We start from the raw sequence: 15,068 nt of genomic DNA on the forward strand, positions 1-15,068 counted from the left end.
TGGATCCGCGCCATCCGCGTACCCGCGCGGAATCGCGGCTCAATCAAACCTGGGAACAATGTTGGCCTTGTCGATCGAATCGATCGGCAGCAGGTACTCGTGGTCATCCACCAGAACCACCACGTCCTGCTCCTCCACACCACGGAGGAGGCCCTGGAAGTTGCGCCGTCCCTCAAAGGGGATGCGCAACCGGATCTTCACCTGCTCACCGGCATGCCGGGCGAACTGTTCGAGCTTGAACAGCGGCCTGTCCATGCCTGGCGAGGAAACCTCGAGGGTGTATTCGCTGCTGATCGGATCCTCGACGTCGAGGACGCCACTGATCTGGCGGCTGACCACTTCGCAGTCGTCCACCAGGATGCCGTCTGGCTTATCTATATAGACGCGCAGCAACGAATGACGCCCTTGCGAGAGGAACTCGATGCCCCAGCACTCATAGCCGAGGGCCTCGACCACCGGGGCCAACAAGCCCTGCAAATCCTCTAGCTTGCTCGACACCTGAAGCCTCACCTGCGTGCATTCAATACAAATAAAAAATGGGCGAAACGCCCATCCCTTCACACCGCCGCGACGCGCGGGGATCACTGATGTCCAGCTAGCAAAAAGCCCCTGAAAAGGGGCTTCGCTACTACTGGTTGCGGGGGCTGGATTTGAACCAACGACCTTCGGGTTATGAGCCCGACGAGCTACCAGACTGCTCCACCCCGCGTCAAAGCTGGTGGCAAAGTATAAGGCTAGACCCGCCTGTGGGTCAATCCGGACTCCGCCAGCGACTAGGCCCGCGACTGCGGGCCTAGCTTGAATTGGTACCGAGGAGGGGACTCGAACCCCTACAGCCTATGGCCACTACCACCTCAAGGTAGCGTGTCTACCAATTCCACCACCTCGGCAAAACGGTTTACTTCTCTTCCGGCGCCTCCGGCACATCGTCCGCAGGCTGGCTTGCCGGTTGTTCCTCGAGGACCGGCACGTCATCCGCCGCCGGGCGCTGCTGGGGAACCTCAAGCACGGCCGGGTCAGGCAACCCCGCACGGCTCAGCTGATCAGCCTTTTCCTTAGCAAAGTAGGCTAAGCCCAAGCTGCTAATAAAAAAAGCGGCAGCAAGTATAGCAGTAACTCGACTCAAAAAGGTAGCGGAACCTTGGCTTCCGAATACGGTGGCGGAGGCACCCGCACCGAAGGAAGCACCCGCATCCGCTCCCTTGCCCTGCTGGAGCAGAACCAGGACGACGAGGCACAGCGCCGCCAGCAGGTGCAATACAACAACGACAGTTTCCAGCATTTCTCAGCTTCCCGCGGCGCGACAGATCGCACCGAACTCGTCCGCATTCAGGGAGGCCCCGCCAATGAGACCTCCATCGATGTCCGGCATGCGGAACAGTTCGGCCGCATTGGCCGCCTTCACGCTACCGCCGTACAAAATCCTTACCTTGCGAGCCACTTCGCCATTCTCAGCGGCCAGCTGCGCGCGAATCGCGGCATGCACTTCCTGAGCCTGTTCCGGCGTGGCAGTCAGCCCTGTACCTATGGCCCAGACCGGCTCGTACGCCACTATCGCCGAGGCGAACGCCCCGACACCCAAATCCTCGATGACGGTGCCGAGCTGTCGCCCGACCACCTCGATCGTCTTGCCGGCCTCGCGCTGCTCGAGGGTCTCACCCACGCACAGCACCGGCACCAGTCCACAGGACTGCGCGGCAGCGAACTTGCGACTGATCATTTCGTCGCGCTCGCCCATGATCTGGCGGCGTTCCGAGTGTCCGACCAGCACCATCCTGCAACCCGCATCGGCCAGCTGACTGGGAGCGACCTCCCCGGTCAGGGCACCCTGCATCGGCTCCACTGCGCAGTTCTGCGCACCAACCGCCATCGCCTTGCCTTCCAGCCCGGCAATCACCTGAGCGATATGCAGACAGGACGGAAAAACCGCGACATCGATACCAGCCGGCAACGCCAGATGGCGAAGACCTTTGATCAGCTCAGCGACGCTGGCGCGGGTACCGTGCATTTTCCAATTACCGGCAACCAGAGGGCGGCGCATGCTCTACCTCGCGATCAAAGTGGGCGCAGATCTTACCCAAGTGCCTGCACAGTCGCAAGCGAATCAAACACATAAGCCTCGACAGGGCTAGGCGCAGACCTCTGCCACTACTTTAGCCAATTCGTCGGCATAGCCACGGACCTGCGTCTCATCGTCGCCTTCGACCATCACCCGCACCAGCGGCTCGGTCCCCGACTTGCGCAACAGCACGCGACCGCGCCCCTGCATGCGCTCAGTGACCCGCGCGCAGGCGTCCTTGACGGTCGGGTGCGATACCGGGTCGGCGCCACCGGAGAAGCGTACGTTGACCAGCACTTGGGGGAACTTGCGCATCCCCTGGCGAGCCTCGGCCAGGGTCTGCCCACGCCCTTTCAGAGCCATCAACACCTGCAGGGCGGAGATGATGGCATCCCCGGTGGTGGTGTGGTGCAGGCAGACGATGTGCCCGGAGTTCTCCCCACCTACCTGCCAGCCGCGCTCCAGCAGCTCGGACAGCACGTAGCGGTCGCCCACCTTGGCACGCACGAAGGGAATGCCCAGCTCGCCGAGGGCCAGCTCCAGGCCCAGATTGCTCATCAGGGTGCCCACCACGCCGCCGCTCAGCCGGCCGCGTTCATGGAGATCGCGAGCGATGATGAACATCAGCTCGTCACCATCCACCAGAGCACCGGTATGATCCACCATCAGCACGCGGTCGGCGTCGCCGTCGAAGGCGATGCCCAGGTCGGCACGCTGCGCCAGCACTTCCGCCTGCAATGCCTCGATGTGGGTGGAGCCATAGCCGGCGTTGATGTTCAGGCCGTCCGGCTGGGCGCCGATGGTGCTCACCGTGGCGCCCAGCTCGCGGAACACGCTGGGTGCCACCTTGTAGGCGGCACCGTGGGCGCAGTCGAGGACGATCTTCAGGCCAGTGAAGCTGGTGCCGCTGGGCACGCTGCTCTTGCAGAACTCGATGTAACGCCCGGAGGCGTCGTTGATCCGCGAGGCCTTGCCGATGGCCGCCGACTCCACCACGGTCATCGGCTGGTCGATCAGTTCCTCGATCATCTGCTCGACCTCGTCGGGCAGCTTGGTGCCCTGGCCGGAGAAGAACTTGATGCCGTTATCGTCGTGGGGGTTGTGCGAGGCACTGATGACGATGCCGGCATCGGCCTGGAAGGTGCGGGTCAGGTAGGCGATCGCCGGGGTCGGCATGGGGCCGAGCAGCTGCACGTCGGCACCGGCAGCGGCCAGCCCGGCCTCCAGGGCCGATTCGAACATGTAGCCGGATATCCGCGTGTCCTTGCCAATCAGGATGCGGCACTTGCCCTGCTTGCGGAAGGCCGTGCCGGCCGCCCAGCCCAGCTTGAGGACGAAATCGGGGGTGATGGGGTATTCGCCGACGCGACCGCGAATGCCGTCGGTGCCGAAATATTTTCTGCTCATGAGAATTCCATCCTCTAGTTGTTCAGTCCGCGGCCTGCACAGCAGCGACCATCCTTACCACATCCACGGTTTCGGCCACGTCGTGGACCCGCAGAATGCTTGCCCCCTTGGCCACTGCCAGGGCGGCCAGCGCCAGGCTGCCGTACAGCCGCTCGTGGACCTCGCGGCCCAAGGTGTGGCCGATCATGCTCTTGCGCGACACCCCGACCAGCAGCGGACAACCCAGCTCGTGCAGGATGTCCATATGTTTGAACAGGCTCAGGTTGTGCGCCAGGGTCTTGGCGAAGCCGAAGCCCGGGTCAAGCACCAGACGCTCACGGGGAATGCCAGCGGCAGCACAGGCCTGCATGCGCTCGACGAGGAATTGCCTGACCTCGCCGAGCAGGTCGGCGTACTGCGGATTCTCCTGCATGGTGGCCGGCTCGCCGCGCATGTGCATCAGGCACACCGGCAGGCCGCTGGCTGCCGCCGCATCCAGGGCGCCGTCGCGCTGCAGGGAGCGCACGTCGTTGATCAGCCCCGCGCCTAGGCGGGCCACCTCGCGCATCACCGCCGGGGTCGAGGTGTCCACCGAGATGATCACATCCAGGCGCCTAGCGATGGCCTCGACTACCGGGGCGACGCGCTCCAGTTCCTCGAGCGGCGACACCGGGCGGGCGCCCGGGCGGGTTGACTCGCCGCCAACGTCGATCAGCGTGGCGCCGGCCTCGACCATCGCCTCGGCGTGGCGCAGGGCCTGGTCCAGCTGGTTGTAGCGGCCACCGTCGGAAAAGGAGTCCGGGGTGACGTTGAGGATGCCCATCACGTGCGGGCGGCTCAAATCAAGAAACCGGCTGCCACAGGGCAGCCGGTCCAGTTGGTGCATCGAAGTCATGGGATTCTTAGTGTTCGGCGGCGGGTCCGCCAATGGGCTTCTCGGAAATGTCGCTGCCTTCGCTGTCGGCAACCGGCTTGCCGGCGTCATCACCACCCCAGTCGCGCGGCTCGCGCGGCGGACGACCGGCCATGATGTCGTCGATCTGCTCGGCGTCGATGGTCTCGTACTTCATCAGCGCCTCGGCCATGGCGTCCAGCTTGTCGCGATTCTCCTCAAGGATCCGCTTGGCGGTGGCATAGCACTCGTCGATGATGCGCCGCACCTCCTCGTCGATCAGCCGGGCGGTCTCGGCCGACACGTTGGTGTGGTGGGCACCCATGCTGCGACCGAGGAAAACCTCACCCTCCTCCTCGGCGTACATCAGCGGGCCGAGCTTCTCGGACAGTCCCCATTTGGTGACCATATTACGGGCGATCTGGGTGGCGCGCATGATGTCATTGGAAGCGCCGGTGGTCACCCCGTCGAAGCCCAGAGTCATCTCCTCGGCGATACGTCCACCAAACAGCGAGCAGATCTGACTGATCAGCGCGCGCTTGCTCAGGCTGTAACGATCCTCCTCGGGAAGGAACATGGTCACCCCGAGGGCGCGGCCGCGCGGAATGATAGTCACCTTGTAGACCGGATCGTGCTCCGGCATCAGGCGCCCGATGATAGCGTGACCAGCCTCGTGGTAGGCGGTGTTGAGCTTCTCCTTCTCAGACATGACCATGGTCTTGCGCTCGGCGCCCATCATGATCTTGTCCTTGGCCAGCTCGAATTCCTTCATTTCCACCAGGCGCTTGCCGGCACGGGCAGCGAACAGCGCCGCCTCGTTGACCAGGTTGGCCAGGTCGGCGCCGGAAAAGCCGGGCGTGCCGCGGGCGATGACCGCCGGCTTGACGTCCTCGCCGACCGGCACCTTGCGCATGTGCACTTTGAGGATCTGCTCGCGGCCGCGGATGTCCGGCAGGCCGACCACCACCTGGCGGTCGAAACGACCGGGACGCAGCAACGCCGGATCGAGTACGTCGGGGCGGTTGGTGGCGGCGATGACGATGATGCCGTCGTTCATCTCGAAGCCGTCCATCTCCACCAGCAACTGGTTGAGGGTCTGCTCGCGCTCGTCGTGACCACCGCCCATGCCGGCGCCACGGTGCCGGCCGACCGCGTCGATCTCGTCGATGAAGATGATGCAGGGCGCATGCTTCTTGGCCTGGTCGAACATGTCACGGACGCGGCTGGCACCCACACCGACGAACATCTCGACGAAGTCCGAACCGGAGATAGTGAAGAACGGCACCTTGGCCTCGCCGGCGATGGCCTTGGCCAGCAGGGTCTTACCGGTACCGGGCGGGCCGACCATCAGCACGCCGCGGGGAATGCGTCCGCCCAGGCGCTGGAACTTGCCGGGATCACGAAGGAACTCCACCAGCTCGCCGACCTCTTCCTTGGCCTCGTCGCAGCCGGCGACGTCGGCCAGGGTGGTCTTCACCTGGTCCTCGGAGAGCAACCGCGCCTTGGACTTGCCGAAGCTCATGGGCCCGCCCTTGCCACCGGCGCCGCCCTGCATCTGGCGCATGAAGAACATGAACACGGCGATGATCACCAGGATCGGGAAGCTGGCCACCAGCAGCTGGGTCCAGATGCTCTGCTGCTCGGGTTTCTTGCCCTCGATCACCACGTTGTTGTTGATCAGGTCACCGATCAGGCCCGGGTCCTCGATCATCGGCCGCACCGTGGTGAACGGCTTGCCATCGGTGCCGACGCCGCTGATGGTGTAGCCCTCGATGGTCACCCGCTGCACGGCGCCGTCCTTGACCTGCTCGATGAACTGCGAATAGTTCAGCGTCTGCGGCTCATTGGGGCTGGAGAAGTTGTTCATCACCGTCACCAGTACGGCTGCGATGATCAGCCACAGGATCAGGTTCTTTGCCATGTCGTTCAATTAGCTACCCTCTGAAGCAAGCCGTCCTGGAACGCGCCTCGCATGATGGCTGGTGGTTCACCCGCCTAACTTACTACACAACGCCTGCCCCTCGCAGGCACCGTCTGTAACCCTTTATGAGACCCTCCGGGGCGCGGCCCCGTTCACTGCAGTCTAGTCCAGGCCACGGAAGCCCCGCGCCAGCAGGTACTGCTCGCGGGAGCGGTCGCGCGAGGACATCGGCTTGCGCATCTGCACCTTGTCGAACAGCTCGCGTGTCTGCTTGTGGTACTGGTCGAAGCCCTCGCCTTGGAAGACCTTGATCAGGAAGTCGCCGCCCGGGCGCAGCACACGCGCCGCCAGGTCCAGGGCCAGCTCGCACAGGTACATGGCGCGCGGCTGATCGGCGGCCTTCACTCCACTCATATTGGGGGCCATGTCGGAAATCACAAGGTCCACCGGACGGTCGCCGACCGCCTCGAGGATGCGCTCGAACACCGCATCGTCGGTGAAGTCGCCCTGAATGAAGGAGACGTCGGGAATGGCGTCCATTTCCAGGATGTCGGAGGCGATCAGGGTGCCCTTGTCACCGATCACCCGGCTGGTCACCTGGGACCAGCCGCCGGGCGCGGCGCCCAGATCGATCACCGTCATCCCGGGGCGCAGGATGCGGTCCTTCTCCTGGATCTCGAGAAGCTTGTAGCTGGCACGGGAACGGTAGCCGTCCTTCTGCGCCATTTTGACGTAAGGGTCGTCGAAGTGCTCTTTCAGCCAGCGGGCGCTGGTTTTCGAACGGGCCAAGGGGTACCTCGTCATTAGCTGGGCGGCGTCCGGATCACTCGGGTAAAATGGCCGCCGTTTTCGTACAGGACCAGACGCAGAGGTCGAATTATGCCGCTCACTCAGGAGCAGAAGAAGCAATACAAATCTATCGGTCACCACCTGAAACCGGTATTGATGGTCGCCGAACAGGGACTGACCGAAGGTGTGCTGGCCGAGCTGGAGCGGGCGCTCAACGACCACGAACTGATCAAGGTGCAACTGCGCTTGTCCGAACGCGAGGACCGTCAGGCGCTGATCGGCGAACTCTGCAAGGCCAGCGGCGCCGAACTGGTGCAGAGCATCGGCAAGATGGCCCTGCTGTACCGCAAGAATCCCAAGCCGAACCGCAACCTGTCGAACATCAGCCGCTACCAGGGCTGAGCCGGCCCGCCTTCAGCTCCGCCGCTGTACCCCGGGCACCGGCTGCAACACCAACAGGATGCCGCACAGCGCCACCACCAGGTAGTTGAACAGCAGCCAGCGCTCCGCCCCGGGGGCCAAGGCGTTGACCGCCAGATACACCAAGGCCATGACCAGCACCGCCAGCAGCAGCTGACCGCGACTGTCGCGCCAGAGCGCCGGCAGGCGTTCGGCCTGGCCGAGCACCAGCAGCTGCAGCACCGCGCAGAAGGCGGCGAAGCCGACCAACAGCGGCCGCAACAGGCTGGCGATCTCCTCGATCAGCAGCGGCGCCAGACCGATCTTGGTCAGCGCCGGCAGCACCACGAACTGCACCAGCCAGAGGCCGCCGACCCAGAAGGTCTGGGCCAGCTGCCAGCTGTAGGCCGCCGCACGCATGGTCACCTCAGATGTGGCGGACTTCGACGATCTCGTACTCGATCAGACCGCCGGGGGTCTGCACCGTCACCACGTCACCCTCTTCCTTGCCGATCAGGGCGCGGGCGATGGGCGAGCTGACCGACAGCTTGCCCTTCTTGATGTCGGCCTCGTCGTCACCGACGATCTGGTAGGTCACGCTCTCGTCGGTGTCGACGTTGACGATCTCCACCGTGGTGCCAAAGATCACCTTGCCGGTGTGGGGGATGGCGGTGACATCGATGATCTGCGCGTTCTGCAGGCGCCCCTCGATGTCGCGGATGCGCGCCTCGACCATGCCCTGCTGTTCGCGGGCGGCATGGTACTCGGCGTTCTCCTTGAGATCTCCCAGCTCACGCGCCTCGGCGATCGCTTGGGTGATCTGCGGACGCAGCACGGTCTTCAGGTGCTTCAGTTCCTCTTCCAGGGCACGGGCGCCCTGTACGGTCATGGGGAATTTGCTCATGCCTTGATTCCTGCATGGAGATCCTGCAGCCGGCGCACGGTTTTCTCGGGACCGAACTTGAGCGCCTCACAGATCGCCTGCCCCGCCGCGATGGTGGTGGTGCAGTAGATCTTGTGCTGCAGGGCGTTACGACGAATGGAATAGGAGTCGGCGATCGACTGGCGCCCCTCGGTGGTGTTGATGATCAGCGATACCTCGTCGTTCTTGATCATGTCGACCACGTGCGGGCGGCCCTCGGTCACCTTGTTCACCCGGCGCACCGGCAGCCCGGCGGCCTCGATCTCCCGGGCGGTACCGGAGGTGGCGACGATCTCGAAGCCCAGGTCGATCAGGTCACGGGCGACCTGGGCGACCAGGGGTTTGTCGTCCTCGCGAACGCTGATGAATACGGTACCGCCGGTGGGCAGGATCTCGCCGGCACCCAGCTGGGCCTTGGCGAAGGCCTCGCCGAAGCTGTCGCCGACGCCCATCACCTCGCCGGTGGACTTCATTTCCGGGCCAAGGATCGGGTCGACCCCGGGGAACTTGGCGAACGGGAACACCGCTTCCTTGACGCTGAAGTATGGCGGAATGATTTCCTCGGTGTAACCGATTTCCTTGAGGGTCTTGCCGGCCATCACCCGAGCGGCCACCTTGGCCAGGGACTCGCCGATGCACTTGGAGACGAACGGCACGGTACGGGAGGCGCGCGGGTTCACCTCGATGACGTAGATGTCCTCGCCCTGCACCGCCATCTGCACGTTCATCAGGCCGACCACGCCGAGCTCCAGGGCCATCTTCTTGACCTGCTCGCGGATCTCGTCCTGGATGTGCTGGGGCAGCGAATAGGGCGGCAGAGAGCAGGCTGAGTCACCGGAGTGCACCCCGGCCTGCTCGATGTGCTGCATGATGGCGCCGATCACCACGGTTTCGCCATCGCACACCGCATCCACGTCCACCTCGATGGCGCAGTTGAGGAAGTGGTCGAGGAGCACCGGGCTGTCGTTGGAAACCTTCACCGCCTCGCGCATGTAGCGCTTGAGCTCTTCTTCCTGGTAGACGATTTCCATGGCCCGACCGCCCAGCACGTAGGACGGGCGCACCACCAGCGGGAAGCCGATGGCCTTGGCGTGGGCCAGGGCCTCCTCCTCGCTGCGCGCGGTGGCGTTGGCCGGCTGGCGCAGGTTGAGGCGCTGGACCATCTGCTGGAAGCGCTCGCGGTCCTCGGCGCGGTCGATGGCGTCCGGACTGGTGCCGATGATCGGCACGCCCGCCTCTTCCAGGGCGCGGCACAGCTTCAGTGGGGTCTGCCCGCCGTACTGCACGATGACGCCCTTGGGCTGCTCGACGCGGACGATCTCCAGCACGTCCTCCAGGGTCACCGGCTCGAAGTACAGACGGTCGGAGGTGTCGTAGTCGGTAGACACGGTCTCCGGGTTGCAGTTGACCATGATGGTCTCGTAGCCGTCCTCACGCATGGCCAGCGCGGCATGTACGCAGCAGTAGTCGAACTCGATGCCCTGGCCGATGCGGTTCGGGCCGCCGCCGAGGATCATGATCTTGTCGCGGCTGGACGGATTGGCCTCGCACTCCTCCTCGTAGGTCGAGTACATGTAGGCGGTGTCGGTGGCGAACTCGGCGGCGCAGGTGTCGACCCGCTTGTAGACCGGCAGCACCTTGAGCTTGTGGCGGTGGGCGCGCAGGTTCTTCTCGGTGACGCCGAGCAGCTTGGCCAGACGCGCGTCGGAAAAGCCCTTGCGCTTCAGGCGGAACATCAGATCGCGGTCGATGCTGGCGAGGCCCAGGGTCTTGACCCGCTCCTCTTCCTTGACCAGATCCTCGATCTGCACCAGGAACCAGGGGTCGATCCTGGTCAGCTCGAACACCTGCTCAACGCTCTTGCCGGCGCGGAAGGCGTCAGCCACGTACCAGATGCGCTCGGCGCCCGGCACGGTCAGCTCGCGCTTGAGAATGCCGTCGGCCTCGGGGTCGTTGAGATCCAGCTTGGGATCGAAGCCGGTAGCGCCCACTTCCAGGCCACGCAGGGCCTTCTGCACGGACTCCTGGAAGGTGCGGCCAATAGCCATCACCTCGCCCACGGACTTCATCTGGGTGGTCAGGCGAGCGTCGGCCTTGGGGAACTTCTCGAAGGCGAAACGCGGCACCTTGGTGACCACGTAGTCGATGGACGGCTCGAAGGACGCCGGGGTGCGGCCGCCGGTGATGTCGTTCTGCAGCTCGTCGAGGGTGTAGCCGACCGCCAGCTTGGCGGCGATCTTGGCGATCGGGAAGCCGGTGGCCTTGGAGGCCAGCGCCGAGGAACGCGACACGCGCGGGTTCATCTCGATCACCACCATGCGGCCGTTGTTCGGGTTGATGCCGAACTGCACGTTGGAACCGCCGGTCTCCACGCCGATCTCGCGCAGCACCGCCAGGGAGGCGTTGCGCATGATCTGGTATTCCTTGTCGGTAAGGGTCTGCGCCGGCGCCACGGTGATCGAGTCGCCGGTGTGCACGCCCATGGGGTCGAAGTTCTCGATGGAGCAGACGATGATGCAGTTGTCCTTCTTGTCGCGGACCACCTCCATCTCGTATTCCTTCCAGCCGATCAGCGACTCGTCGATCAGGAGCTCCTTGGTCGGCGACAGGTCCAGGCCACGGGCGCAGATCTCCTCGAACTCCTCGCGGTTGTAGGCGATGCCGCCGCCGGTACCGCCCATGGTGAAGGACGGGCGAATGATGCACGGGAAGCCGACCTTCTCGAGTACCGCGTAGGCCTCTTCCATGCTGTGGGCGATGCCGGAGCGCGGGCACTCCAGACCGATGGCGCGCATCGCCTTGTCGAAGCGCGAGCGGTCCTCGGCCTTGTCGATGGTGTCAGCGTTGGCACCGATCATTTCGACGCCGAACTTGGCCAGCACGCCGTGGCGCTCCAGGTCCAGGGCGCAGTTCAGCGCGGTCTGCCCGCCCATGGTCGGCAGCAGGGCGTCCGGGCGCTCCTTCTCGATGATCTTGGCGACGGTCTGCCACTTGATCGGCTCGATGTAGGTGGCGTCGGCCATGGCCGGGTCGGTCATGATGGTGGCCGGGTTGGAGTTCACTAGGATGACGCGGAAGCCTTCTTCCTTCAGGGCCTTGCAGGCCTGGGCGCCGGAGTAGTCGAACTCGCAGGCCTGGCCGATGACGATCGGGCCGGCGCCGAGGATCAGGATGCTTTGGATGTCTGTACGTTTAGGCATGTTTTCTCACTCGAATCCGTAGGTCAGTCGTCTGGCGTGCTTAGCGGCGCTTGGCCATGGCTTCGATGAAGCGATCGAACAGCGGCGCCACGTCGTGCGGGCCGGGACTGGCCTCGGGGTGGCCCTGGAAGCTGAAGGCGACCTTGTCGGTCCGCTCGATGCCCTGCAGGGTGCCGTCGAACAGCGACTTGTGGGTGGCGCGCAGGTTGCCCGGCAGACTGGCCTCGTCCACGGCGAAGCCGTGGTTCTGGCTGGTGATCATCACCACGCCGCTGTCCAGGTCCTGCACCGGGTGGTTGGCACCGTGATGGCCGTGGCCCATCTTCACGGTCCTGGCGCCGGAGGCCAGGGCCAGCAGCTGGTGACCGAGGCAGATGCCGAACACCGGGATGTCGGTTTCGAGGATGTCCTGGATGGCCTTGATCGCGTAGTCGCAAGGTTCCGGGTCGCCGGGACCGTTGGAGAGGAACACGCCGTCCGGATTCAGGGCCAGCACCTCGCTGGCCGGGGTCTGCGCCGGCACCACGGTGATCCGGCAGCCGCGCGCCACCAGCATGCGCAGGATGTTCAGCTTGACCCCGTAGTCGTAGGCGACCACGTGGTAGGGCAGCTCATCAGCGGGAATTTCCGGGTGGCTGTCGGTCTTCAGATCCCAGACGCTGGAGCGCCACTCGTAGGGCTGCTTGACGCTGACCACCTTGGCCAGGTCCATGCCCTTCAGACCCGGGAAGCTGCGCGCCAGCTCCAGCGCCTTCTCTGCGGAGGCGTCCTCGCCGGCGAGGATGCAGCCGTTCTGCGAGCCCTTTTCGCGGAGGATGCGGGTCAACCGGCGGGTATCGATGCCGGCGATGGCCACGGTGCCGTTGGCCTTCAGGTAGTCCGGCAGCGACTGCTTGTTGCGCCAGTTGCTGGCCAGCAGCGGCAAGTCGCGGATGATCAGGCCGGCGGCCCAGACCTGGCGGGCCTCGGCATCCTCAGGGGTGGTGCCGGTGTTGCCGATGTGCGGGTAGGTCAGGGTGACGATCTGCTGGGCATAGGACGGATCGGTGAGAATTTCCTGATAGCCGGTCATGGCGGTGTTGAACACCACTTCGCCGATCGTCTGGCCATCGGCGCCGATGGACTCGCCACGAAAGATACTGCCGTCGGCAAGGGCGAGAATGGCTGGCTTAGTCAAGAAGACCTCCCGTTGATCAAGGCTCTGGGCAAACGCAGGTTGTAAAAAAGCGGGATGACGTAAGAATCCGTCACCCCGCTTTTTGTATTTGGACCATGCTGCGTATGCGAAATTTTAGTGGACACACTAAAGCAGGCAGCATACAGGAAAAGCCTCGCCCGGTCCACCCGAATGGACGATGAAAAAAGGTCGCTCCGACGAGAAACGCCCTACTCCCTCGCCCGGCGCAGACATACGGGCTTACTTGAGGCCCAGCACGTCCTGCATGTCGTACAGTCCCGCGGCGCGGCCGTCCAGCCAGAGCGCGGCGCGTACCGCGCCCTTGGCGAAGGTCATGCGACTGGAGGCCTTGTGGGTGATCTCCACCCGCTCACCGTCGGCGGCGAACAGCACGGTGTGGTCGCCCACCACGTCGCCGGCGCGCACCGTGGCGAAACCGATGGTCTCACGGACGCGGGCGCCGGTCTGGCCTTCGCGGCCGTACACCGCGACCTTCTGCAGGTCACGACCCAGGGCATTGGCCACCACCTCGCCCATACGTAGGGCGGTGCCGGAGGGAGCGTCCACCTTGTGACGGTGGTGGGCCTCGATGATCTCGATGTCCACGTCGTCGCCCAGCACCCGCGCCGCGGTATCCAGCAGCTTGAGGCAAAGGTTGACGCCGACGCTGAAGTTGGCGGCGAAGACGATGGGGATTTCCCGGGCCACCTCGGCCAGTTGCTGCTTCTCCTCCACCGAGAAACCGGTGGTGCCGATCACCATGGCCTTGCCGGCGGCGCGGCAGATCGCCAGGTTCTTCAGGGTCACCGTGGGGTGGGTGAAATCGATCAGCACGTCGAAGGCATCGAGCACCTGACTCAGCTCGGCGGACAGGGCCACGCCGATGCGCCCGATGCCGGCCAGCTCGCCGGCGTCGGCACCGATCAGGCTGCTGTCCGGGCGATCGATGGCTGCGCTCAGCACGGCCCCCGGGGCGTGCTGGATCGCCTCGACCAGGGTCTTGCCCATGCGCCCCGCGGCGCCCATCACTGCAATACGTCGCATAACTCAGCTCCAGGCTGCGGACGTCGGACCCAGCCGTACCGGGGCCCGACGCCGGGTTCAAACATCACCGAAAAAGCGTTTCACGCCCTCGAACCAGCCACTGGCCTTGGGCGAGTGGGCGGAGTCACCCTGCAGCGTACTGCGGAACTCCTCGAGCAGCTCGCGCTGGCGCTTGGTCAGGTTGACCGGGGTTTCTACCGCGATGCGGCACAGCAGGTCGCCAGGCACACCGCCGCGCACCGGGGTCACGCCCTTGCCGCGCAGGCGGAACAGCTTGCCGGTCTGGGTTCCCTCGGGGATCTTCAACTTGACCCGGCCGTCCAGGGTCGGCACCTCCAGCTCGCCACCCAGAGCGGCATCGGCGAAGCTGATCGGCACCTCGCAGTAGAGATGCTTGCCGTCGCGCTGGAAGATCGGGTGCTCGCGCACGTTGACCACCACGTAGAGATCGCCGGCCGGGCCGCCATGGACACCTGCCTCGCCCTCGCCGGCCAGACGGATGCGGTCGCCGGTATCCACCCCGGCCGGCACCTTGACCGATAGGGTCTTGTGCTCTTCCACCCGGCCGTGGCCATGGCAGCTGCCGCAGGGGTCGGTGATCATCTTGCCGCTGCCGTGGCAGCGCGGGCAGGTCTGCTGCACCGAAAAGAAGCCCTGCTGCATGCGCACCTGACCGATGCCGCCACAGGTGGTACAGGTCACCGGACTGGTGCCCTTCTTGGCACCGGAGCCATCGCAGGCCTTGCAGGCGACCAGGGTCGGCACGCGGATGGTCACCGTGGTGCCGCGCACCGCGTCCTCAAGGTCCAGCTCCAGAGTGTAGCGCAGGTCGCTGCCGCGCTGCGCGCCACCACGCGAACTGGAACGGCCGCCGCCGAAGAAGTCGCTGAACACATCGCCGAAGATGTCGGAGAAGTTGGCGCCACCGAAGCCGCCACCGCCTCCCATGTTGGGATCGACCCCGGCGTGGCCATACTGGTCGTAGGCCGCACGCTTGCTGGGGTCGGACAGCACCTCATAGGCTTCGTTGGCCTCCTTGAATTTCTCCTCCGAGGCCTTGTCGCCGGGGTTGCGGTCCGGGTGGTACTTCATGGCCAAGCGGCGGTAGGCCTTCTTCAGCTCCGCCTCGCTGGCCCCGCGCTCGACCCCGAGCACTTCGTAGTAGTCACGTTTAGCCATTGATTGCTGCACTCTCGAACGAATTTCGCTTCATCCAGATACGCCGACGCGGGAGAGGACTCCCGCGCGGCGAATCGAGCCCGCCATCAGGCGGCGGGCA

Annotated in this window: 14 protein-coding genes and 2 tRNA genes; 1 reads left to right on the forward strand and 15 read right to left on the reverse strand. The window is 64.9% G+C overall.

Annotated elements, in window-relative coordinates; all coding sequences use genetic code 11:
* Nucleotides 1-39: 39 nt before the first annotated feature.
* The 9 genes from rimP to rlmE all read right to left on the reverse strand — a co-directional run bounded on the left by rimP (nucleotide 40) and on the right by rlmE (nucleotide 7,047).
* Entirely contained in the window at nucleotides 40-498 is a 459-nt protein-coding gene (gene rimP, locus H165_RS0103165) for a ribosome maturation factor RimP (RefSeq protein ID WP_026146320.1), read from the reverse strand.
* A gap of 134 nt (nucleotides 499-632) precedes the next feature.
* Nucleotides 633-709, reverse strand: a tRNA-Met gene (locus H165_RS0103170).
* Between the two features lie 95 nt (nucleotides 710-804).
* Nucleotides 805-890: transfer RNA gene (locus tag H165_RS0103175), tRNA-Leu, on the reverse strand.
* An 8-nt stretch (nucleotides 891-898) separates the two neighbouring features.
* Nucleotides 899-1,282, reverse strand: a complete 384-nt coding sequence (gene secG, locus H165_RS0103180; RefSeq protein WP_017937459.1) for a preprotein translocase subunit SecG — start codon at nucleotides 1,280-1,282, stop codon at nucleotides 899-901.
* Between the two features lie 3 nt (nucleotides 1,283-1,285).
* A complete protein-coding gene (gene tpiA / locus H165_RS0103185) occupies nucleotides 1,286-2,041 on the reverse strand; it encodes a triose-phosphate isomerase (protein WP_026146321.1) in 756 nt (251 codons plus the stop codon).
* 87 nt (nucleotides 2,042-2,128) lie between these two features.
* A complete protein-coding gene (glmM, locus tag H165_RS0103190; RefSeq protein WP_017937461.1) occupies nucleotides 2,129-3,466 on the reverse strand; it encodes a phosphoglucosamine mutase in 1,338 nt (445 codons plus the stop codon).
* Between the two features lie 22 nt (nucleotides 3,467-3,488).
* Entirely contained in the window at nucleotides 3,489-4,340 is an 852-nt protein-coding gene (gene folP, locus H165_RS0103195; RefSeq protein WP_026146322.1) for a dihydropteroate synthase, read from the reverse strand.
* 7 nt (nucleotides 4,341-4,347) lie between these two features.
* A complete protein-coding gene (ftsH, locus tag H165_RS0103200; RefSeq protein ID WP_017937463.1) occupies nucleotides 4,348-6,258 on the reverse strand; it encodes an ATP-dependent zinc metalloprotease FtsH in 1,911 nt (636 codons plus the stop codon).
* 162 nt (nucleotides 6,259-6,420) lie between these two features.
* Nucleotides 6,421-7,047 (reverse strand): 23S rRNA (uridine(2552)-2'-O)-methyltransferase RlmE, encoded by a 627-nt coding sequence (gene rlmE / locus H165_RS0103205; RefSeq protein ID WP_017937464.1) that lies wholly within the window; start codon nucleotides 7,045-7,047, stop codon nucleotides 6,421-6,423.
* Between the two features lie 90 nt (nucleotides 7,048-7,137).
* On the opposite strand from rlmE, the gene yhbY reads away from it, so the two are divergent.
* Complete coding sequence (yhbY, locus tag H165_RS0103210) at nucleotides 7,138-7,449, forward strand: ribosome assembly RNA-binding protein YhbY (RefSeq protein WP_017937465.1); 312 nt, start codon at nucleotides 7,138-7,140, stop codon at nucleotides 7,447-7,449.
* Nucleotides 7,450-7,461: 12 nt separating this feature from the next.
* On the opposite strand, the gene H165_RS0103215 is transcribed toward yhbY, so the two are convergent.
* The 6 genes from H165_RS0103215 to dnaJ all read right to left on the reverse strand — a co-directional run bounded on the left by H165_RS0103215 (nucleotide 7,462) and on the right by dnaJ (nucleotide 14,968).
* Entirely contained in the window at nucleotides 7,462-7,866 is a 405-nt protein-coding gene (locus H165_RS0103215; protein ID WP_017937466.1) for a DUF4149 domain-containing protein, read from the reverse strand.
* A 7-nt stretch (nucleotides 7,867-7,873) separates the two neighbouring features.
* Nucleotides 7,874-8,350, reverse strand: coding sequence for a transcription elongation factor GreA (gene greA, locus H165_RS0103220; protein ID WP_017937467.1), 477 nt, complete (start codon nucleotides 8,348-8,350; stop codon nucleotides 7,874-7,876).
* On the reverse strand, nucleotides 8,347-11,568 hold the full coding sequence (gene carB / locus H165_RS0103225) for a carbamoyl-phosphate synthase large subunit (RefSeq protein WP_017937468.1): 3,222 nt from the start codon (nucleotides 11,566-11,568) through the stop codon (nucleotides 8,347-8,349). Before carB ends, greA begins: the two co-directional genes overlap by 4 nt.
* Before the next feature lie 40 nt (nucleotides 11,569-11,608).
* Entirely contained in the window at nucleotides 11,609-12,745 is a 1,137-nt protein-coding gene (carA, locus tag H165_RS0103230; protein ID WP_017937469.1) for a glutamine-hydrolyzing carbamoyl-phosphate synthase small subunit, read from the reverse strand.
* Nucleotides 12,746-12,985: 240 nt separating this feature from the next.
* Nucleotides 12,986-13,789, reverse strand: coding sequence for a 4-hydroxy-tetrahydrodipicolinate reductase (gene dapB / locus H165_RS0103235; protein WP_026146323.1), 804 nt, complete (start codon nucleotides 13,787-13,789; stop codon nucleotides 12,986-12,988).
* A gap of 57 nt (nucleotides 13,790-13,846) precedes the next feature.
* Nucleotides 13,847-14,968 (reverse strand): molecular chaperone DnaJ, encoded by a 1,122-nt coding sequence (gene dnaJ, locus H165_RS0103240; protein WP_017937471.1) that lies wholly within the window; start codon nucleotides 14,966-14,968, stop codon nucleotides 13,847-13,849.
* Nucleotides 14,969-15,068 lie beyond the last annotated feature (100 nt).

Source organism: Pseudomonas thermotolerans DSM 14292, assembly GCF_000364625.1.
GTDB classification, from domain to species: Bacteria; Pseudomonadota; Gammaproteobacteria; order Pseudomonadales; family Pseudomonadaceae; genus Aquipseudomonas; species Aquipseudomonas thermotolerans.

Bases quoted from the DNA above. Each gene is read 5' to 3' on its own strand.
- dapB (WP_026146323.1), bottom strand. From the start codon at position 13,789: ATGCGACGTATTGCAGTGATGGGCGCCGCGGGGCGCATGGGCAAGACC.
- folP (WP_026146322.1), bottom strand. From the start codon at position 4,340: ATGACTTCGATGCACCAACTGGACCGGCTGCCCTGTGGCAGCCGGTTT.
- tpiA (WP_026146321.1), bottom strand. From the start codon at position 2,041: ATGCGCCGCCCTCTGGTTGCCGGTAATTGGAAAATGCACGGTACCCGC.
- H165_RS0103215 (WP_017937466.1), bottom strand. From the start codon at position 7,866: ATGCGTGCGGCGGCCTACAGCTGGCAGCTGGCCCAGACCTTCTGGGTC.
- carB (WP_017937468.1), bottom strand. From the start codon at position 11,568: ATGCCTAAACGTACAGACATCCAAAGCATCCTGATCCTCGGCGCCGGC.
- dnaJ (WP_017937471.1), bottom strand. From the start codon at position 14,968: ATGGCTAAACGTGACTACTACGAAGTGCTCGGGGTCGAGCGCGGGGCC.
- yhbY (WP_017937465.1), top strand. From the start codon at position 7,138: ATGCCGCTCACTCAGGAGCAGAAGAAGCAATACAAATCTATCGGTCAC.
- glmM (WP_017937461.1), bottom strand. From the start codon at position 3,466: ATGAGCAGAAAATATTTCGGCACCGACGGCATTCGCGGTCGCGTCGGC.
- secG (WP_017937459.1), bottom strand. From the start codon at position 1,282: ATGCTGGAAACTGTCGTTGTTGTATTGCACCTGCTGGCGGCGCTGTGC.
- ftsH (WP_017937463.1), bottom strand. From the start codon at position 6,258: ATGGCAAAGAACCTGATCCTGTGGCTGATCATCGCAGCCGTACTGGTG.
- greA (WP_017937467.1), bottom strand. From the start codon at position 8,350: ATGAGCAAATTCCCCATGACCGTACAGGGCGCCCGTGCCCTGGAAGAG.